Here is a 19,768-nt window from a genome sequence, read left to right on the forward strand (position 1 = left end):
TCACGAGGCTTCCCGGCGCAGGGTCGCTGGTGCGGCCTTCAATGGGTCAGCCAAATCCTCTGCCCTGCCGGTTTCCTCCGACAGGAAATACATCGGCCGCTGCTTGCTCTCCATGTAGAGACGCCCGATGTATTCCCCCATGATCCCAAGAGTGAGCAGTTGGATGCCAGAGAAGAAGGAAATCGCCAGCAGCATCGAAGCCCAGCCGGGAGCGGTGTTGTAGAGGATCAGCGACAGGAACACGTAAACCGCCATCAGGAACGTCACATAAAGGCTCAGGAAGGCCAGTCGCGTCGCCATTTTGAGCGGCTTGGTGGAAAACCCTGTCAGCGCATCCGCCGCAAAACGCAGCATTGCCCGCAGCGGGTATTTGGTAACCCCAGCCACCCGCGCGTCACGCACATACTCCAGCCCGATCTGCTTGAACCCCGCCCAGGCAAACATGCCGCGGATGAAACGCGCCCGCTCAGGCATCGCCAGCACAGCATCCAGCGCGCGGCGGCTAACCAGACGGAAGTCGCCGGTGTCCTTTGGAATGTCGACATCCGAAAGCGCATTCAGGAAACGATAGAATAGAAAGGCGGTTGCCTTCTTGAACAGGGTCTCCCCCTGCCGCACCGCCCGCCGCCCATAGACCACATCATAGCCACGATCCATCATCAGCATCATGTCCGGCAGGATTTCCGGCGGATCCTGAAGATCGGCATCCAGCATGAAGATACGGTCGCCCCGCGCGGCCTCCAGCCCTGCGGTCAGCGCCACCTGATGGCCGCGATTGGCTGACAGGCGTATGCCCCTCACTACAGGGTATTTTCGATGGGCGGCTTCGATCGCAGCCCAGGTTTGATCGCTGGATCCGTCATCCGCCAGGATGATCTCGGCGTCCTGCGCCCATGTTTCAATGGCCTGCACCAGCCGCTCCACCAGCAAGGGGACCGACTCTTCTTCATTGTAGCAGGGCACAACAACGGAAAGCTGCACTTTCTCGCCCTCAAGTCTGTTTGTTAACCGCTCGTTAACCATGATAATGGCCGATCTGGCACGGCCAAGGCAACGGCAGCCCGCTGGGACCTACATTTGCGATCAAATGGTTAAGAGCCTGTGTGCTTTCCGTAACGCACTATGGCAAAACCAAGGCAATTGCGGACGAATTGCCGAAAATCCGCCCGCATACTGCCGCGGATTAGCGGATTATAAGACACCCCTCGGAATCGTTTCCTGCCACTCCTTGGTCAGGACTACTTCCTTGCTCTCACCCTCATATGCCGTCACCTTGCGCCAGAGATGGAAATTCTCCCGATCGCACGTCACCTTGTTTTCCGTATCGACCGCCACCTGCCAGCCATCGCGCTCGAACTCAAAACGCCAGTCGCTGGCAAAGGCTGCTGTGGCCGGATCATCCGGATGCACCTCGTAATGCATCGTGACATGGCTGCCGGCACACATGCCGTGATAGGGATCCACTGACTTGCCGTAATCATCGAAGGTATCCAGCACCAGCGTGCCGTCCTCGCGCGACCAGGTCTTGGAGGTACCGCCGGCTGCCCGCAGCTGCTTTGCCTGAAGCACCGGATAGCCCCTTGGTTCACCTGGGTTCTGAGGCGCAACCTCTTCCGAAACCTGGCGCTCCGGCAATACCAAAGCACAGCCTTCTAAGTGCAGGGTAACCTCTGCGGCCTCGGGCGCGGGCCAGACAATCGGCCAGTAGGACGTTGACAGGGCAAGCCGCAGCACATGGCCGGCTCTCAGATGATGCGCACATTCGTTGAGCTCGATCTCAGCTTCATAACGCTCCCCCGGAGCCAGCTTCTCCGGGGTTTCGAACCCGTTGCGGCAGCCGAGGTTCAGCGGCCGAAAGGTTATTCTCTGCGACACGCCCTCGGGTGACACATCGCACAGCCGCGCCACCAGCTGCGCCACTGGCTTGTCAACGCTGAAGGCCACCTTCACCCGCGCCCGCCCCAGCAGCTCCAGCGGCTCTGCCAGTGGCGTGGTGTCGAAACAGACCGATAGCGCATCATCAACTGCCTGATCGCCCGCCAGCTCGTTATCAAACCGCATCCCCGGGCAGAAATAGCCGGACGCCTGTCCCACTGTGGAAGGGTTGCTGACTGCAAGCGTTCCTTGCCCGGGTGTATCCGCCAAGCTCCCCTGCCCCAGATACATCACCCGATCCCGCACATTGGGCGAAGGCCATTCCGCCTCCGCAACCCAGCGGCCCTGGCGCGGCTTGTTTTGCATGGTGGGATCGAAATGCTCCTGCATGAAAACGCGGTAGTCCGGCAGGTCCTCCGCGCCGGTGTCCTCCCCTTTCAGCCATTTGCCAAACCAGCGCAGAACCTCGCCGTGAAAATCCGCCGGGTCCAGTTTGGCGATATGGGCATAGCGGTGCTCCCACGGGCCGATCATCGCCTTGGCAGGCACGGTCAGGTTGGCGGCCAGCGCAGGCGGCGCGTTCACATAGGCATCGGCCCAGCCGGTTATGGCCAGCACCGGCGCCTGGATCGCTGTCCAGTCTTCGCAGACCGAACCGTGTTTCCAGAACGCGCCCCGCACCTGCCGCCGCAGCCAATCGGCGGCCATGAAAGGCATTCCCTCGATCCGCTTGATCCAATCCTCGCGCCAGTCCGGGCGCAGCTCCGGGTCGGCAGGACGCGACTGGTAGGCAAACATTTGGCTGCCCCAGTTGATGTTATCGCTCAACAAGCAGCCGCCCATGTAATGGATGTCATCGGCATAGCGGTCCACGGTGGAGGCCACAGAAACCACTGCCTTCAATGCCGGCGGACGCCGGAAGGCCAGCTGCAGCCCGTTGAAACCGCCCCAGCTGATGCCGATCATGCCTATATTCCCGTCGCACCAGCCCTGCGAGGCAATCCATTCCAAGACCGCTTCACCGTCACTCAGCTCCTGCTCGGAATACTCGTCATCAAATACGCCTTCACTGTCGCCAGTGCCCGCGATGTCGACCCGGATACAGGCATACCCCTCAGCGGCGAAAACTGTATGCGTGGTTTCATCCCGCGGGGCGGTGCCGTCACGCTTGCGGTAGGGCAGGTATTCCAGGATCGCAGGAAAAGGCCCCCCGCTTTCAGGCAGCCACATCCGCGCGGCCAGCCTGCGTCCGTCCGGCAAGGTGATCCAAGTGTTTTCGATGATGCTGTAAGCGCCGGGCATTGAGGATGTCCTAATTGATTTTGGTTTCTGCCTTGCCACATTCATTCCCCAAATCCACGGCCACGGGAAGTGTGCGCCTTTACGCAGATGTAAGCGAATGTACGCGAACCCGCAGCTAAATCGCGAAAGGCTGTCTCGACCCGGTTTGATTATCCGGGCAAGCTAACAGCCGATGCCGCACGCCCTACTCAATGTGAAAAAATATGGGCGCCCAAAACGCTTATGCGTTCCGCAGATTTCGAATTGCAGCAAAGCAACCGGCAGCGTGTCGGACTTTTTTTCACCCGGCGAAGCAAAAGGAAAACTTCCTGTAGCCCTGCAGGAAACCTCATGTTATCGATAACGGAATTTTCACCGGCCGCGTGCCAGCAGGAGCAATTGAATTCCCCCTCCCCAGGCGGCACAATAGCCTGGCTCTGCAGCCCCCAAGGAACAGCGATGTAAAATCAATGGTTTCCCGCGTCATTCCTGTCGATCCCTTTGACCTCGTGCTGTTCGGCGCGACTGGCGACCTTGCCCGCCGCAAGATCCTGCCCGCCTTGTTCCACCGGTTTCAAATCGGCCAGTTCAGCAGTGACTGCCGGATCATCGGCACTTCGCGCAGCGAGTTGACAGCAGAAGAGTTCCGCAGCCAAACCGCAGAGGCCGTCCGCGAGTTCGGCCAGGATGTTGAAACCACCCCGGAAGAGATCGCTGCCTTCACCGCGCTTCTGGACTACGCCGCGGTCGATGCCCGCGGAGACGCAGGCTGGGATGAGATCCGCGGAAAACTGCGTGACGACGCCGTGCGTGCATTTTACCTATCGGTCGGCCCGTCATTGTTCACGGACATCGCCCGCCGCCTCAGTGAAACCGGCATCACCACGCCAGACAGCCGCATTGTGCTGGAAAAACCCTTCGGCCACGACCTCGCCTCTGCCCAGGCGCTGAACGCAGCGCTGCGTGAGCATTTTGAAGAACAGCAGATCTACCGGATCGACCATTATCTGGGCAAGGAGACGGTGCAGAACCTGATGGCGCTGCGCTTTGCAAACTCGCTGTTCGAGCCGCTCTGGAATTCTTCCCACATCGACCATGTGCAGATCACTGTGGCCGAAAGCATCGGTGTCGAGGGCCGCGGTGAATACTACGATAAATCAGGCGCCATGCGGGACATGGTGCAGAACCACCTGATGCAGCTTCTATGCCTGACCGCGATGGAGCCGCCGGCGCAGTTCACCCCCAACGCGGTGCGGGACGAGAAGGTCAAAGTGATCGAGGCACTGCGCCCGGTGGCGCAAGCAAGCATTGCCCGCGGCCAGTACCGCGGCAAGGGCGGCAGTGGCTACCGCGATCACGCGGGCAATGCCGCCAGCCGCACCGAAAGCTACATCGCGCTCAAGGTGGAGGTGGCGAACTGGCGCTGGGCCGGCACTCCGTTCTACCTGCGCACCGGCAAGTGCCTGCGCGAGCGGGTGAGCGAGATCGCCGTCTACTTCCGCGACCCACCGCACAACATCTTCGAAGGCTCGGGGCCTGTGCATGGCAATGTGCTGGTGATCCGGCTGCAGCCCGATGAAGGCATCACGCTGAAAACCACAATCAAGGACCCTGGCCCCGGCGGCATGCGCCTCACCGGCGCCAATCTGGACATGACCTTCGCCGACGAGCTGCCGGAATCAGGGCGCCCGCAGGACGCCTATGAGCGTCTGATCATGGATGTCATCCGCGGGAACCAGACCCTGTTCATGCGCGGCGACGAGGTTGAGGCTGCCTGGGCCTGGGCCGATCCGATCATCGCCGGCTGGCAGGACGCGGGCGACACACCGCAACCCTATGACAGCGGCAGTTCCGGTCCCGACGATTCCCTGCTGCTGATCCACCGCGACGGCCGCCGCTGGCGCAGCATTGGAGCCTAAGATGGCAGCCCTCCCCTACGCCCTCGCAATTTGCAGCAAAGGCACGACATGACTCTGAATTCCACACTGGCCGCAGTCACGGAGCGCATCATCCTCCGCAGCGAGGCGACCCGCGCCGCCTACTTGGATCGGATGCGCGCCGCAAAGGGCAAGGGCCCGGCCCGGGCGCATCTCAGCTGCTCCGGCCAGGCCCACGCCTATGCCGCCACCGGTGCAGACCAGCAAACGCTGGCGGCTGGCAGCAAGGGGCATCTGGGGATCGTCACCGCCTACAACGACATGCTGTCGGCGCATCAGCCGTTTGAGACCTACCCCGCATTGATCCGCGATGCCGTTCGCAAGGCGGGCGGCACAGCGCAGGTAGCGGGCGGGGTGCCTGCGATGTGCGACGGCGTCACCCAGGGCGAGGCCGGCATGGAGCTGAGCCTGTTCTCCCGCGACACCATCGCCATGGCGACGGGCGTCGCGCTCAGCCACAATGTGTTCGATGCCGCGGTGTTCCTCGGTGTCTGCGACAAGATCGTGCCCGGACTGGTGATCGGCGCCCAGGCCTTTGGCCATATCCCGGCGGTGTTCCTGCCCGCAGGACCGATGACCAGCGGCTTGGCCAATGACGAAAAGGCGCATATCCGCCAGAAATTTGCCGCCGGGGAAGTCACCCGCGAGGAGCTGCTGAAGGCAGAAATGGCCGCCTACCACGGCCCCGGCACCTGCACCTTCTACGGCACTGCCAACACCAACCAGATGCTGATGGAGTTCATGGGGCTGCATCTGCCCGGGTCCTCTTTCGTCAATCCCGGCACGCCCCTGCGCGAGGCGTTGACGGTTGAGGGTGCCAAGCGAGCGCTGTCGCTCAGCGCTCTGGGCAACAACTACACCCCGGTCTGCGACGTGCTGGACGAGAAAGCCTATGCCAACGGCATCGTTGGGCTGATGGCCACCGGCGGCTCCACCAACCTGCTGATCCACCTCATTGCCATGGCGCGGGCGGGCGGCATTCTCCTCGACTGGCAGGATTTTGCGGAACTCTCGGAGGCTGTGCCGCTGCTGGCGAAAGTTTATCCCAATGGCTTGGCCGACGTGAACCATTTCCACGCCGCAGGCGGGCTGGGCTACATGATTGGCGAGCTGCTGAAAGCGGGGCTTCTGCACCCGGACACCCGGACAGTCGCGGGTGAAGGGCTGGAGACCTATACGCAGGAGCCATTTCTGTCGGAGGACGGGCTCACCTTCCGCCCCGGCCCGGGGCAAAGCCTGAATGACGCGGTGCTACGCCCTGCGGATGCACCGTTCCAGAAGACCGGCGGGCTAAAGCGGCTGACCGGCAATCTGGGCACCGCGGTGATCAAGGTCTCGGCGGTCGCAAAAGAGCACCAAGTGGTCGAAGCCCCCGCCCGGGTCTTTCACGATCAGGAAGAAGCCAAGGCCGCCTTCAAGGCAGGCGAACTGACCAGCGACGTGATCGTGGTGGTGCGCTTCCAGGGCCCCAAGGCCAACGGCATGCCGGAACTGCACAGTCTGACGCCGTTCCTCGGCATCCTTCAGGGCCGCGGCCAGAAGGTGGCGCTGGTCACCGACGGGCGGATGTCCGGCGCCTCCGGCAAAATCCCGGCGGCGATCCATGTGGTCCCTGAAGCCCTGGACGGCGGCCCGATTGCCCGGATCCGGGACGGCGATTTGCTGCGGCTCGATGCGGTGAAGGGCACATTGGAAATCTTGACGGAAGGCGCGCTCGAGCGCGAAGCCGCCACCGCCGACCTCAGCGCCTATCAGCACGGCACCGGCCGCGAGCTGTTTTCCCTGTTCCGCCGCTCGGTTGCCTCAGCCGACGAAGGCGCCAGCGTATTTGGAGTTTGAAAGATGCGGATTACCCCTCAGGACGCCAGCCTGCGCACCTGCGAAATTTGCGCCCTGGCACCGGTGATGCCGGTGCTGGTGGTGGAGGACGCGGCCCATGCCCGCCCCCTTGCCGAAGCACTGGTGGCAGGCGGGCTGCCCGCTTTGGAAGTCACCCTCCGCACCGGCGCCGCGCTGGACGTGATCCGCGAGATGGCGCAGGTGAAGGGCGGCGTTGTCGGGGCCGGCACGCTGATCACCCCCAAGGACGCCGAAGCCGCCAAGGAGGCCGGCGCCCAGTTCGGCGTCTCGCCGGGCGCCACGGATTACCTTCTGGACGCCTGTGAGTCCATCGGCCTGGCGCTCTTGCCGGGTGCGGCGACCGCCACTGAGGCGATGCGGCTGCTGGCCCGCGGCTACGGCATGCTGAAATTCTTCCCGGCAGAAGCCTCCGGCGGCGCACCGGCGCTCAAGGCCATCGGTGCACCCTTGCCGCAGATCTCCTTCTGCCCCACTGGCGGCATCACACCCGCCAATGCCGAAAGCTACCTGAGCTTAGGCAATGTGGTCTGCGCCGGCGGCAGCTGGGTCGCGCCCAAGGATCTGGTCCAGGCCGGAAACTGGAGCGAAATTGAAGACCTTGCACGGGAAGCAAGTGAACTGGGCAAAGGCTGAATTTCAAATCTACCGGCCTTGCAAGAGGCGTTGCAGGGCGGCGTCAGGAGGCCCCTTCACTGCCTCCGAAGCCCAGTTCGTTTTGATAAGCGAACAGTGCTGGCAGCCCTCCGGTATGCAACAACAGCACCTTCTGCCCTTTGCTGATGACGCCCTCGGCCAGCAGGCCCAGAAGGCCGGCAAAGGTTTTGGCTGAATAAACCGGATCCAGCAGGACTCCCTCCGCCCGTGCCATGTACTGGAGAGCCTTCCGGACCGCTGCACCGGTGCGCCCGTATCCCGGCGCCAGCGCCCCATCCCAAGTAAGGATGTCCGCATTCCCAAACGGCCGTTGGCACTCCATCAGATCCGCCAGATCCGCTGTTACCCGGTCCAGACGCGTTTGTTGCTGCCGCGCATCCCGGCGGACGCAGATCCCATAAACAGGTGCAGTGATGCCCGCGCGGCGGACGCCAGTCAGGAAGCCGCCGTGTGTCGCCCCGCTGCCAGAAGGAACCACAGCCGCATCAAAGCCGCCGATCTGAGCCGCCAGTTCCGCGGCGCCCAGCACATAGCCCAGAGCGCCCAAAGGCTGATGCCCCAGGCCAAGCGGAATAATATAGGGGGTACGGCCAGCCGCCCGCAGCTCCTCTGCCCGCGCCTCCAGCGCCGCGTCAGCCCCGGCTTCATCCTCGCCCTCCGGGTAGCCCATGACTTCTGCGCCCAGAATGTCCGACAGGAAGATATTGCCCGAGCTGTAGTAGAGAGGGTCCATCCCCGGAACCCGCTCTTCACGCTGGAGAATGGCCTGCATCCCCAGTTTCGACGCGGCCACAGCGGCGGTGCGGGCAAAATTCGACTGCACCGCACCGGTAATCAGAATGGTATCCGCCTGTTCCGCAATCGCTGCCCCCAGGTAGAATTCCAGCTGCCGGGTCTTGTTGCCGCCAAAACTGAGCCCCGTCAGATCGTCCCGTTTGATCCAAAGATCTATTTCCAACTCCTTGGACAGCCGCTCCAGCCGCTCCAGCGGAGTGGGCTGCGTCATCAGTCTGGCGCGGGGAAAATCCGGCAGGCAATCAGGGTTCAGGATCATGACGGTTTTCTCCAGTGGCAGCCAGGGCGGATGCCCTCAACTGTGCGGCCGTATCGCGCGCCGTCAATAATAAACGCCTCCACCCGCAATGGGGATTGAGGCTTGGCCACGGGCCGCGTTGGCGGCGCCGGCGGTTGCTTTACAGCGCTGCGGCCCCCATGTGTCCTGAATGCACTGAAACGCCAAGGACCAGTCTCATGCCCGCCAGTGAACCCCGCCCTGCCCTTCGCGTCGATATAGTCTCAGACGTCGTGTGCCCGTGGTGCGCCGTGGGCTACAGCCAGCTCGCCTTTGCCGCCCGCCGCGCCGGGGTGACCCTGGACATTCACTGGCAGCCGTTTGAACTGAACCCCGGTATGGCGCCTGAGGGCGAGGACCTGCGGGAGCATCTGGCGGCGAAATACGGCAGCACGGCAGAGCAATCGGCACAGGTGCGGGCACAGCTTACCGAACTGGGTGAACCCCTGGGTTTCACCTTTCGCTTCTTTGACGGCATGCGGATCTAAAACACGTTCCAGGCGCATCAGCTGATAGAATGGGCAGAAGTGCGCCGCAAGGGCCATGAGATGAAACAGGCGCTGCTGAAAGCCTATTTCACTGACCGCAAGAATGTCTCGGATATTGATGTGCTGGTAGAAGCCGCAGATCGCCTTGGCCTTGACGGCCGAGAAGCCCGCGCAGCGCTGGAAAACGGCACACATGCTGACAGCGTGCGCCAGCGCGAGACGTTTTGGGTAAGCCAGGGTATCCGCGGCGTTCCAGCCATGGTGTTCAGCGGCCGCCATCTGGTCACCGGTGCACAAGGCGTCGATACTTACGCCAGCATTCTTGAACAGCTCGGATACACCGGAAGCACCTTCGCCTGATCGCGGCGCCCGGCCAGCGGCCGGGCGGCTTCTCGTTGTTCCGGGTTTCTACTGCGGCAAACACTGGGTGATGGCTGTTTCCAGCTTTTCCACCACCTCCGCGATCTGTTCCTCGGTGATTATGAACGGCGGTGCCAGCAGGATATGGTCGCCGTTCCGGCCATCGCGGGTGCCCGACATCGGATAGCAGATAAGCCCGGCCTGAAACGCCGCTTTCTTGATCTTGCCGGCCAGTCCGAGCGCGGGGTCGAACGGGGCCTTGGCTTCACGGTCAGTGACCAGTTCGATCCCGCGGAACAGCCCGCGGCCGCGGATGTCGCCGACGTTTGGATGCTGGCCGAAACGGTCCTCCAGCGCGGCTTGCAGCTTCTCTCCCATTTCCGCACAGCGCTGCACCAGGCCCCGGTCCAGCATCGCCTTGACCACGGCAAGGCCCGCAGCGGTCGCCACCGGATGGCCGATATAGGTGTGGCCGTGCTGGAAGAAGCCGGAGCCATTTTTGATGGCTTCATAAATCTGCTTGGTGCAAAGCATCGCGCCGATCGGCTGGTAGCCTGCACCCAACCCCTTGGCGATGCACAGAATATCCGGCGCGACGCCATCTGCCTGGCAGGCAAACAGATGCCCGGTCCGGCCCATGCCGCACATAACCTCGTCCAGGATCAGCAGCACGCCGTATGTGTCGCAGATCTCGCGGATGCGCTTGAAGTAACCCTCTACCGCGGGCACCGCGCCGGAGGTGGCACCAACCACCGGTTCCGCCATGAAGGCCATGACGGTTTCAGGCCCAAGGCGCAGGATCTCCGCCTCCAGCTCGTTGGCCACGCGCTGGCCGTAGTCATAGCTGCTCTCGCCGTCGGCCCGGCCCACATATTCATAGCAGGGCGAAATGTGGGAGATGTCGATCAGCAGCGGCGCGAACTGGGTCCGGCGCCATTCATTGCCGCCCGCCGCCAGCGCGCCAAGGGTGTTGCCGTGATAGCTTTGCTTGCGGGCGATGATGTGGCGGCGCTGCGGCTCGCCGCACTCCAGGTGGTACTGGCGGGCCAGTTTGATCGCCGCCTCGGTGGCCTCAGAGCCGCCGGACACGAAATAGACCCGGTCGATGTCGCCCGGCGCGTTGGCCACCAGCAGGTCTGCCAGTTCCTCAGCCGGTTCTGAAGTCAGGAAGCCGGTGTGGGCAAAGGCCAGTTTTCCGACCTGGTCCTGAACGGCCTTGATGACATCCGCATCGGAATGGCCAAGGCAGGACACCGCGGCACCGCCGGATCCGTCGAAATAGCGCTTGCCGTCCGCGTCGATCAGATAGCAGCCGTCACCGGATACCGCAGTGGGCAGATCAGCCTTGGTGTGGCGGGGAAAAACGTGACTCATGATCAGCACTCCTTGAGGCTATGGCCCGCGTCCCGCGCGGCCTGAACAAAGGCGGCAACCGAGGCTGCGTTGTCGGCCAGCAGCCCGCCTTCGGGTGTTTCAATGTTATTCTCAAATCCGATTCGCGCATCCCCGCCTGCTGCAACCGCTGCAAGCAGGCAGGCTTGCTCATACCGGCCAAAGGCGCAGACAGCCCAGTTAAGGCGCAGGTCTGCGGTTGCGTCACGGAAGACGGCCAGCCCTTCGGGGCGGGCCAGAACCGGCGGGCTGTACTTGCCCAGAACAAAGATCGCGTCACGCATGGTTTCCGGAATGACACCGTCCCGATACCAGCGGCGCAGCTGCGCGATGCAGCTGAGGCCATAAAGGATATGTTGCACCTGGGTGCCTGCTTCCTGGCACACCGCATAAGCGCGCGCAGCCAGCCCTGGGTCCCGCGCCATTTCCCGCACTGAGACAGAGGCCGCCGCCGGACGCAGCGCCTCCAGACAGGCAAGCTGGGCCGCTACGTCATAGATCCCGGCGCTTTCGGTGGTAATCTGCACAGCCATCCCCGGCACGCGCTCCTGCACCGCTGCCTGGGCTTCGCCGTAGCGTCCGGCATCCAATGAATGGCGCCCCTCGTCGTCTCGCACATGCAGATGCAGCGCGTGCGCCCCGGCCGCAAAACAGGCTGCCGCAGCTTCCGCCGTCTGCTGCGGCGTCACAGGAAGCGCCGGGTGATCCCCGCGTCCGCGCCGGGCACCATTGGGCGCCACCATTAACCTGTATTCTACCATCGGCGGTCTCCTGCGCAGGTTTCTCCGGCCCGGCTCGCACCCGGGCTGCAGGTGCAGTCTGCATGCGCGGCACATGCGATCTCAATCCAGAAACTTCAAAACATCTGTTCTGCCGCCGCCAGCCTGAGCAGCTTTGTGCCGCCTGGACCGGCCAACCCCTTCTGGACTTAGGTCAGCAACCGATTTGGCCCTAACGAATTCCGCAAATCTGACGTTTCTGGTACATAATGCGCCTCATAGCCCGTGTAGGGTGCCGGGCAGCCTGATTCACTTCTAACGCCGAAAGGACATGTCATGGACGGCACGTTCAACGAAAACGATCTCTCCCGTGTTGTCGAGGCCGACAAGGCCCACATGTGGCACCACCTGTTCCAGCACAAGGCGCTGGAAAGCTCCGACCCGCGCATCATCGTCGAGGGCAAGGGCATGCGCGTGTGGGATCAGAACGGGAAGGAATTCCTGGATGCTGTTTCCGGCGGTGTCTGGACCGTCAACGTCGGCTATGGCCGCGAGAACATCTGCAAGGCTGTTTATGATCAGCTGATGAAAGTCTGCTATTTCGCCAACTCCGCGGGCTCCATCCCCGGTGCGCTGTTTGCCGAAAAGCTGATCTCCAAGATGCCGGGCATGACCCGCGTCTACTATACCAACTCCGGATCCGAGGCCAACGAGAAGGCCTTCAAAATGGTCCGCCAGATCGCCCACAAGAAGTACGGCGGCAAGAAAACCAAGATCCTGTACCGCGACCGCGACTACCACGGCTCCACTCTGGCCACCATGTCGGCCGGCGGCCAGGACGAGCGCAACGCGCAGTACGGCCCCTTTGCGCCGGATTTCGTCCGCGTTCCGCACTGCATGGAATACCGCAAGCATGAGCTGGGCCTGGAGCACTTGTCCGGCCGCGAGTTCGGCATCGCCGCGGCAGACAAGATCGAGAAAGTGATCTTGCGCGAAGGCCCGGAGACCGTGGGCGCGCTGTGCCTGGAACCGGTGACCGCAGGCGGCGGCGTGATCGAAGCCCCCGAGGGCTACTGGGAGCGCGTGCAGGAAATCTGCAAGAAGTACGACATCCTGCTGCACATCGACGAGGTGGTCTGCGGTGTCGGGCGCACCGGCAAGTGGTTCGGCTACCAGCAGTACGGCATCAAGCCGGACTTCGTGACCATGGCCAAGGGCGTTGCCTCCGGCTATGCGGCAATTGCCTGCATGGTGACCACCGAAGAAGTCTTTGCCATGTTCAAGGACGACGCGGGCGATCCGCTGAACTACTTCCGCGACATCTCCACCTTCGGAGGCTGCACCGCAGGCCCCGCCGCGGCGCTGGTCAACATGCAGATCATCGAGGACGAGAGCCTGCTGGACAACTGCGCTGCCATGGGTGAGCGGATGCTGAACAACCTGCGCGCGCTGCAGGAGAAGCACGCCGTGATCGGCGACGTGCGCGGCAAGGGCCTGTTCCTGGGCGCCGAACTGGTTCAGGACCGCGAGACCAAGGAGCCGGTGGACGAGAAACTGGCCCAGCAGGTTGTCGCGGAATGCGGCGCGCAGGGCGTGATCATCGGCGTCACCAACCGCTCACTGCCGGGCCGCAATAACACCCTGTGCTTCAGCCCGGCGCTGATCGCCACCGCGGACGACATCGACCAGATCTGCGACGCGGTCGACAAGGCACTGACCAAGGTCTTCGGCTGACATCTCTCCCTGTTGGACGATCAAACTGCGCCCCGGTACCGCCGGGGCGCTCTTTCGTTTTGGGTCGTTACAGAACCTAAACCAGCCGCACGCCAATCCCGCCGTCAACCGCCATTGGCGCTCCGGTCATGAAGCTGGCGCGGTCTGACAGGAGAAACAACGCCGCTTGTGCAATCTCGGCCGGTGCTGCCATCCGCTTCATCGGATGCAGCCCCGCGATAAAGCTGTGAGTCCCAGGATCATCGCCAGCCATCGCAGTCCTGGTCCCGCCAGGCAGCAGCGCATTCACCCGTATGCCTTCCGCCGCAAGATCAGAGGCCAATGATTGAACCAGGCCGACCAGTCCTGCCTTTGACGCGGCATAGGCCCCCATGCCCGGCATGCCGCCATTGCTGACCCCGACAAAGGATCCGGTAAAGACAAGCGAGCCGCCTCCGCGCGCCTTCAGCGCCGGGACCTGCGCCTTGGCCGAGAAGAAGGCACCGGTGAGGTTGGCTGCTATAACAGCGTTCCAATTTCTAGCATCCATCTTGTCCACGGGTCCCATCTCACCCATTACGCCCGCATTGTTGAAAGCGCCGTCCAGCCCGCCAAATTCCTCTTGTGCAAGTGCGGTCAGGGCAATCGCGTAGGTTTCGTCGGTGACATCACCTGCGAGAAAGGCTGCATTTCCTCCGTCTTTGGTCACTTGTGTGGCGATCCGTTCAAGCTCCCCCTGCCGGCGGGCCCCCAGCACCACATTGGCTCCTTCGGCTGCAAACAGAATAGCTGCCGCTTCGCCGATCCCGCTGCTCGCACCAGTGATGATTACTGTCTTGTTTCTCAGCTCCATGTCCGTCTCCTTGTTGGCTGTGCAGACATGACTAAGGAGCCGGCCGGACCATCGGCGACCCGATACTTGCGGCTATTCCCGGCTCCGTCTTGAAACCGCAAGAATCGGGTCACCGTTCAACCTGATATGTCTCGCGGGCCAGAGCGGCCCGAAGTTTTCTCCAAACTGGCCCTAAGGCCAGATTGCACCGCGCTTAAGTCCACCCTAAGGTGGCGCGCATGGCCATCTCAGTTGACACCTTTTTCCTGAACCCGGACGCCCAGGGCACCCTGCAGGCGCAGATCCAGGAAATGATTGCCGAGGGTATTCTGTCTGGCCGGTTCCGGGTCGGGGAAAAGCTGCCGTCCTCACGCAAACTGGCAGCGCACCTGGGCATCAGCCGGATCACTGTCACCCTGGCCTATACCGAGCTGCTGGCCAACGACTACCTCACCTCGCGCGGGCGGTCGGGGTATTTTGTCTCGGACAACGCGCCGGTGCCGCCCTCCTACACGCCGCAGCAGAAATCCGGCGATGCCGTGGACTGGGGCAAGACACTGGCACGCAGCTTTACAGGCGGCGACACCCCGCGCAAACCTCAGGACTGGCGCGACTACCGCTACCCGTTCATTTACGGGCAGGCGGATGCCTCGCTGTTCGACCACGCCAACTGGCGGCTGTGCGCGCTGCGGGCACTGGGGCAAAAGGACTTCTCTGCGCTGGCCAACGACTATTTCGATCAGGACGACCCGCTCTTGATCGAATACATCGCCCGCCACACCCTGCCGCGGCGCGGCATCACCGCGCGGCCGCAGGAGATCCTGATTACGCTGGGGGCACAGAACGCCCTTTGGATCACCTGCCAGCTGCTGCTGAACCGCGGGCGGCGGGCGGCGGTGGAGGACCCAGCATATTACACCTTGCGCGACCAGGTGATGCAGACCCGCTGCCAGGTCGATTGCATTCCGGTTGATGAGCGCGGCCTGCCGCCCGGTGACATTCCCGATGACACCAACGTCATCTTCTGCACCCCCAGCCATCAAAGCCCGACCACATTCACGATGCCGATGGAGCGGCGCAAGGAGCTGCTGCGGCGCGCCAGCGAAATCGACGCGGTCATTGTCGAGGACGACTACGAGTTCGAGATGTCCTTTCTCGGCGCCCCCTCTCCCTCTCTCAAGTCGCTGGATTCCGAAGGGCGGGTGATCTATGCCGGCAGCTTCTCGAAATCTCTGTTTCCCGGGCTGCGGCTGGGTTATCTGGTCGGTTCAGAGCCGTTCATCCGCCAGGCCCGGGCGCTGCGCGCCAGCGTGCTGCGGCATCCGCCGGGGCATGTTCAGCGCACGGTGGCCTATTTCCTGTCGCTTGGCCACTACGACGCCCAGATCCGGCGGATTGCCAAGGTCCTGCACGACCGGCGCGCAGTGATCGAGGATGCCATCCGCAAACACGGGCTGAACATTGCAGGTGTCGGCAGTTTTGGCGGTTCAGCCCTGTGGATGGAAGCACCCGAGGATGTCGATGCAACTGCAGTGGCAGAGCGGCTTCGGGAGAAAAGCGTGATCATCGAACCCGGCGCGCCTTTCTTTGCGGCTGAGCACCGCAAGCAGAACTATTACAGGCTTGGTTATTCCTCGATTCCTGCAACCAGAATCGAACCAGGCCTGGCCTTGCTGGCCGAGGCGCTGAAACAGCGCTGAGCAGTACTTCCGGCGCACCGGGCTGTGAAAATTGATACAAAAAGTATCAAAAGTATACCCAAGAATCTCGATTGCCTGCCGGGCATGACCGGCTGAATCTTATGCGAAAAAACCGCCTGGCCATTTGAATGGGTCCAGTTTTGGACCTATCCCAGCCGAACAACTGGCCCTAACCCGACCTCCTTCCGCCCCCTAAACCAGAGTCAATTCCCGGCATTCAAGCCCGGGCGGAATATGCGTCTCACTCAGGAGCAAGACCCATGAAAATGACCACCGAAGAAGCCTTTGTCAAAGTGCTTCAGATGCATGGCATCGAGCATGCCTTTGGCATCATTGGCTCTGCCATGATGCCGATTTCCGACATCTTCGAGCCGGCGGGCATCACCTTCTGGGATTGCGCCCACGAGGGATCCGGCGGCATGATGGCAGATGGCTACACCCGCGCCACCGGCAAGATGTCGATGATGATCGCCCAGAACGGCCCTGGCATCACCAACTTTGTGACCGCTGTCAAAACCGCCTACTGGAACCACACCCCGCTGCTGCTGGTGACCCCGCAGGCCGCGAACAAGACCATGGGCCAGGGCGGCTTCCAGGAAATGGAACAGATGCGCATGTTTGCGGATTGCGTCTGCTACCAGGAAGAAGTCCGCGATCCGTCCCGCATGGCCGAGGTTCTGAACCGCGTGATCATGCAGGCCAAGCGCAACTCCGCTCCAGCCCAGATCAACGTGCCGCGCGACTACTTCACCCAGGTCGTCGACATTGAGCTGCCCGCGGTTGTTGACTTTGAACGCCCCGCAGGCGGCACCGAAGCGGTGAACGAAGCGGCTGAGCTGCTGTCGAACGCAAAATTCCCGGTCATCCTGAACGGCGCCGGCGTTGTCATCGGCGGCGCAATCCCGTCGTCCATCGCTCTGGCCGAGCGCCTGGACGCTCCAGTCTGCGTTGGCTACCAGCACAACGACGCTTTCCCGGGCTCGCACCCGCTGTTCGCCGGCCCGCTGGGCTACAACGGCTCCAAGGCCGGCATGGAACTGATCTCCAAGGCGGACGTCGTCCTGGCCCTGGGCACCCGCCTGAACCCGTTCTCGACCCTGCCGGGCTACGGCATCGACTACTGGCCGACCGACGCGAAAATCATCCAGGTTGACATCAATCCGGACCGCATCGGCCTGACAAAGAAAGTCACCGTCGGCATCGTCGGCGACGCCAAGCAGGTTGCCGACACCATCCTTGAAAAACTCTCCGCCACTGCAGGCGACGAGGGCCGCGGCGAGCGCAAGGCGCTGATCGCGCACACCAAGTCCTCCTGGGCGCAGGAACTGTCGTCGATGGATCACGAGCAGGACGATCCCGGCACCACCTGGAACGAGCGCGCCCGTGCCGCCAAGCCTGACTGGCTCAGCCCGCGCCGCGCATGGCGTGCAATCCAGGCTGGCCTGCCGAAGGATGCGATCATCTCCTCCGACATCGGCAACAACTGCGCCATCGGCAACGCCTACCCGTCTTTCGAGGAAGGCCGCAAATACCTGGCACCCGGCCTGTTCGGCCCCTGCGGCTACGGCCTGCCGGCGGTTGTCGGCGCGAAGATCGGCTGCCCGGACGTTCCGGTTGTCGGCTTTTCCGGCGACGGTGCCTTCGGCATCGCGGTGACCGAGCTGACCGCAATCGGCCGCGAGGAATGGCCCGCGATCACCCAGGTTGTCTTCCGCAACTACCAGTGGGGCGCTGAGAAGCGGAACTCCACCCTGTGGTTCGACGACAACTTTGTCGGCACCGAGCTCGACACCCAGGTGTCTTATGCCGGTATCGCCCAGGCCTGCGGCCTGAAAGGTGTCGTGGCCCGTACCCAGGACGAGCTGACCGAGGCGCTGCGCCAGGCCTGCGAAGACCAGAAGAAGGGCATCACCACCCTGATCGAAGCCATGATCAACCAGGAACTTGGTGAACCCTTCCGCCGCGACGCGATGAAAAAACCGGTACAGGTTGCCGGCATCAGCAAGGACGACATGCGTCCGCAGAAAGTCTGAACCTGATGCCCCTGCCCTTTGACCTCTCTTTGGGCCAGGGGCTCTATCTGGCCGCCGCGTTATTCGCGGCGGCCTTGATCCGGGGCTTTTCCGGCTTCGGCTTCTCCGCCATTTTCATCATCCTTGCGGCGCTAACCACCAATCCGCTGCCGCTGATCCCAGTGGTGTTTTCCTGCGAAATCGCCATGACCGCCTTTCAGGCGCGGGACATCCGCCCGCATATTGATTGGCGCCGGGCCATTGCCCTGCTGGCAGGAGCCGCCGTCGCAACCGTTCCCGCCATCGCCATCATGGCGCGGCTGGGCGAACAGGAGGCGCGGCTGGCGATCTCAAGCCTGTTCCTGGTGCTGAGCCTCGTTTTGCTCAGCGGCTGGCAGCTGGAACGTCCGGTGGGGCGAAACGGGAATGTGGGTGTGGGTGCCATAGCAGGCATCGCCAACAGCGCCGGCGTAGGCGGTCTGCCGGTGGCGGCCTTCCTGACTGCGCAGCCTGTGCCGCCTGCGGTGTTTCGCGCCACGATGATCGTGTTCCTGACGGGCATCGACGTGATGGCGCTGCCGGTGATGGCCGCGAACGGGCTGGTCGGACCGGAAACCCTGACCGGCATCCTGCTGGCCTTTCCCATTCTGGGCCTCGGCATATGGGCCGGCTCCCACAGTTTCAAGGCGGTTTCACAGCCGCTGTTCCGCCGCGCGGTGGTGCTGATGCTCACCGCGCTTTCGCTGATCAATATCGCGCGGCTGGCGTTCTGACTGCCAGCCCCGCCCCGAAACCGCTGTTACAGGACGCACGCCCGTGACCCAGACCTTGTCCCCGCTCGAACTGCTGAAGGCCGAAGCCCCGGCCGCCCGCCCTGTTGTCGCGCTGAGCGAAGGTACAGATCCCCGCGTGGTGGCAGGTGCATTGGCGGCGCACCAGGCAGGCATCGCCGATGTGATCCTGATCGGCCCGCAGGCAGAGGTCGAAGCAGCCCTGCAAGCCGAAGGCGCCAGCGCCGGGAACGGCGTGGCGGTCCACGACCCGGTCAGCTCAGAGCTGACAGCTTCTTTTGCCGCCGAATACTACGAACTCCGCAAACATAAGGGTGTTGATCAAGCCAAGGCCCGCGAGGCGGCCGAGACTCCACTGGTCTATGCTGCCATGCTGGTGCGCCTGGGGCATGCCACCGGCACAGTTGGCGGTGCAGTGCACACCACCGGCGACGTAGTGCGCAGCGCCATTCAGGTCATCGGCATGGCGCCGGGAGCCGGCATGGTCTCTTCTTTCTTCCTGATGTACCCGCCGGAAAACGCCGCGGAAGGCGCCCGTGCGATGCTTTATTCGGACTGCGGGCTGGTGATCGACCCCAATCCTGCCGAAATGGTCTCGATCGCCGCCGCCTCGGCTCAATCGGCCCGCGCGCTGCTGCGGGTAGAGCCGAAGCTTGCGTTCCTCAGCTTTTCGACAAAGGGCAGCGCCAAACACCCGGCTGTAGACAAAGCGGCAGAGGCCTTGAGCCTTTTTCATGATGCCTATCCTGACCTGCAAGCGGATGGAGAACTGCAGTTCGACGCCGCATTTGTCCCCTCGGTCGGCGAACGCAAATCGCCAGGATCCAGTGTCGCGGGCCAGGCCAACGTGATGATCTTCCCCAACCTGGACGCCGGCAATATCGGCTACAAGATTACGCAGCGGCTGGGCGGCTATTCCGCCATCGGCCCGGTGCTGCAGGGACTGGCGAAACCGGCCAACGACCTTTCCCGCGGCTGCAGCGCCGAAGATGTTACTCAGATCATTGCCGTTACAATCCTTCAGGCATCAGGAACAAATGGCCCATCCGTCTGAGCCGAAACAGAACACTATTCCCAAAAGA

General features: G+C 62.8%; 14 protein-coding genes and 1 pseudogene. 9 read left to right on the forward strand and 6 right to left on the reverse strand.

Going from position 1 to position 19,768, the window contains the following annotated elements:
• Together LHL23_RS04340 and LHL23_RS04345 are read right to left on the reverse strand one after the other, a co-directional pair.
• The gene (locus tag LHL23_RS04340) at positions 1 to 981 is read right to left on the reverse strand and encodes a glycosyltransferase family 2 protein (protein WP_226428935.1); all 981 of its coding nucleotides are present in this window, start codon (positions 979 to 981) and stop codon (positions 1 to 3) included.
• Between the two features lie 210 nt (positions 982 to 1,191).
• On the reverse strand, positions 1,192 to 3,177 hold the full coding sequence (locus LHL23_RS04345; RefSeq protein ID WP_226428936.1) for a CocE/NonD family hydrolase: 1,986 nt from the start codon (positions 3,175 to 3,177) through the stop codon (positions 1,192 to 1,194).
• A 449-nt stretch (positions 3,178 to 3,626) separates the two neighbouring features.
• Here LHL23_RS04345 and zwf point away from each other — a divergent pair, with 449 nt between their 5' ends.
• The 3 genes from zwf to eda are packed head-to-tail and all read left to right on the forward strand — an operon-like array spanning position 3,627 to position 7,586.
• Positions 3,627 to 5,075 carry a glucose-6-phosphate dehydrogenase gene (gene zwf, locus LHL23_RS04350; protein WP_222479177.1) on the forward strand — a complete coding sequence of 483 codons (1,449 nt, stop codon included), beginning with the start codon at positions 3,627 to 3,629 and terminating at the stop codon, positions 5,073 to 5,075.
• Between the two features lie 48 nt (positions 5,076 to 5,123).
• A complete protein-coding gene (gene edd / locus LHL23_RS04355; protein WP_222479175.1) occupies positions 5,124 to 6,932 on the forward strand; it encodes a phosphogluconate dehydratase in 1,809 nt (602 codons plus the stop codon).
• Positions 6,933 to 6,935: 3 nt separating this feature from the next.
• The gene (gene eda / locus LHL23_RS04360) at positions 6,936 to 7,586 is read left to right on the forward strand and encodes a bifunctional 4-hydroxy-2-oxoglutarate aldolase/2-dehydro-3-deoxy-phosphogluconate aldolase (protein WP_226428937.1); all 651 of its coding nucleotides are present in this window, start codon (positions 6,936 to 6,938) and stop codon (positions 7,584 to 7,586) included.
• Positions 7,587 to 7,629: 43 nt separating this feature from the next.
• Here the strand turns inward: eda and LHL23_RS04365 are convergent, their stop codons facing one another.
• Positions 7,630 to 8,661 (reverse strand): D-cysteine desulfhydrase family protein, encoded by a 1,032-nt coding sequence (locus tag LHL23_RS04365; RefSeq protein ID WP_226428938.1) that lies wholly within the window; start codon positions 8,659 to 8,661, stop codon positions 7,630 to 7,632.
• 197 nt (positions 8,662 to 8,858) lie between these two features.
• On the opposite strand from LHL23_RS04365, the pseudogene LHL23_RS04370 reads away from it, so the two are divergent.
• Positions 8,859 to 9,527, forward strand: a pseudogene (locus LHL23_RS04370) (DsbA family oxidoreductase).
• Between the two features lie 48 nt (positions 9,528 to 9,575).
• On the opposite strand, the gene LHL23_RS04375 reads toward LHL23_RS04370, so the two are convergent.
• Together LHL23_RS04375 and LHL23_RS04380 are read right to left on the reverse strand one after the other, a co-directional pair.
• On the reverse strand, positions 9,576 to 10,901 hold the full coding sequence (locus LHL23_RS04375) for an aspartate aminotransferase family protein (protein ID WP_226428939.1): 1,326 nt from the start codon (positions 10,899 to 10,901) through the stop codon (positions 9,576 to 9,578).
• Positions 10,902 to 10,903: 2 nt separating this feature from the next.
• A complete protein-coding gene (locus tag LHL23_RS04380) occupies positions 10,904 to 11,680 on the reverse strand; it encodes a 3-keto-5-aminohexanoate cleavage protein (RefSeq protein ID WP_226428940.1) in 777 nt (258 codons plus the stop codon).
• A 294-nt stretch (positions 11,681 to 11,974) separates the two neighbouring features.
• On the opposite strand from LHL23_RS04380, the gene LHL23_RS04385 reads away from it, so the two are divergent.
• A complete protein-coding gene (locus tag LHL23_RS04385; protein ID WP_226428941.1) occupies positions 11,975 to 13,372 on the forward strand; it encodes an aminotransferase family protein in 1,398 nt (465 codons plus the stop codon).
• 76 nt (positions 13,373 to 13,448) lie between these two features.
• On the opposite strand, the gene LHL23_RS04390 is transcribed toward LHL23_RS04385, so the two are convergent.
• Positions 13,449 to 14,204: an SDR family oxidoreductase gene (locus LHL23_RS04390; protein WP_222479162.1), complete on the reverse strand. Its 756-nt coding sequence runs from the start codon at positions 14,202 to 14,204 to the stop codon at positions 13,449 to 13,451.
• A 218-nt stretch (positions 14,205 to 14,422) separates the two neighbouring features.
• On the opposite strand from LHL23_RS04390, the gene pdxR reads away from it, so the two are divergent.
• The 4 genes from pdxR (at position 14,423) to pta (ending at position 19,740) form a co-directional block, all read left to right on the forward strand.
• Entirely contained in the window at positions 14,423 to 15,883 is a 1,461-nt protein-coding gene (gene pdxR / locus LHL23_RS04395) for a MocR-like pyridoxine biosynthesis transcription factor PdxR (RefSeq protein ID WP_222479160.1), read from the forward strand.
• Between the two features lie 260 nt (positions 15,884 to 16,143).
• The gene (gene xsc / locus LHL23_RS04400; RefSeq protein WP_226428942.1) at positions 16,144 to 17,916 is read left to right on the forward strand and encodes a sulfoacetaldehyde acetyltransferase; all 1,773 of its coding nucleotides are present in this window, start codon (positions 16,144 to 16,146) and stop codon (positions 17,914 to 17,916) included.
• A 5-nt stretch (positions 17,917 to 17,921) separates the two neighbouring features.
• The gene (locus LHL23_RS04405; RefSeq protein WP_226428943.1) at positions 17,922 to 18,668 is read left to right on the forward strand and encodes a sulfite exporter TauE/SafE family protein; all 747 of its coding nucleotides are present in this window, start codon (positions 17,922 to 17,924) and stop codon (positions 18,666 to 18,668) included.
• Between the two features lie 43 nt (positions 18,669 to 18,711).
• On the forward strand, positions 18,712 to 19,740 hold the full coding sequence (pta, locus tag LHL23_RS04410; protein ID WP_226428944.1) for a phosphate acetyltransferase: 1,029 nt from the start codon (positions 18,712 to 18,714) through the stop codon (positions 19,738 to 19,740).
• Positions 19,741 to 19,768 lie beyond the last annotated feature (28 nt).

The organism is Leisingera sp. McT4-56 (genome assembly GCF_020514995.1).
GTDB lineage: Bacteria > Pseudomonadota > Alphaproteobacteria > Rhodobacterales > Rhodobacteraceae > Leisingera > Leisingera aquaemixtae_A.

Bases quoted from the DNA above. Each gene is read 5' to 3' on its own strand.
- LHL23_RS04365 (WP_226428938.1), bottom strand. From the start codon at position 8,661: ATGATCCTGAACCCTGATTGCCTGCCGGATTTTCCCCGCGCCAGACTG.
- pdxR (WP_222479160.1), top strand. From the start codon at position 14,423: ATGGCCATCTCAGTTGACACCTTTTTCCTGAACCCGGACGCCCAGGGC.
- eda (WP_226428937.1), top strand. From the start codon at position 6,936: ATGCGGATTACCCCTCAGGACGCCAGCCTGCGCACCTGCGAAATTTGC.
- LHL23_RS04345 (WP_226428936.1), bottom strand. From the start codon at position 3,177: ATGCCCGGCGCTTACAGCATCATCGAAAACACTTGGATCACCTTGCCG.
- LHL23_RS04375 (WP_226428939.1), bottom strand. From the start codon at position 10,901: ATGAGTCACGTTTTTCCCCGCCACACCAAGGCTGATCTGCCCACTGCG.
- edd (WP_222479175.1), top strand. From the start codon at position 5,124: ATGACTCTGAATTCCACACTGGCCGCAGTCACGGAGCGCATCATCCTC.
- LHL23_RS04385 (WP_226428941.1), top strand. From the start codon at position 11,975: ATGGACGGCACGTTCAACGAAAACGATCTCTCCCGTGTTGTCGAGGCC.
- zwf (WP_222479177.1), top strand. From the start codon at position 3,627: ATGGTTTCCCGCGTCATTCCTGTCGATCCCTTTGACCTCGTGCTGTTC.
- xsc (WP_226428942.1), top strand. From the start codon at position 16,144: ATGAAAATGACCACCGAAGAAGCCTTTGTCAAAGTGCTTCAGATGCAT.
- LHL23_RS04380 (WP_226428940.1), bottom strand. From the start codon at position 11,680: ATGGTAGAATACAGGTTAATGGTGGCGCCCAATGGTGCCCGGCGCGGA.
- LHL23_RS04405 (WP_226428943.1), top strand. From the start codon at position 17,922: ATGCCCCTGCCCTTTGACCTCTCTTTGGGCCAGGGGCTCTATCTGGCC.
- LHL23_RS04390 (WP_222479162.1), bottom strand. From the start codon at position 14,204: ATGGAGCTGAGAAACAAGACAGTAATCATCACTGGTGCGAGCAGCGGG.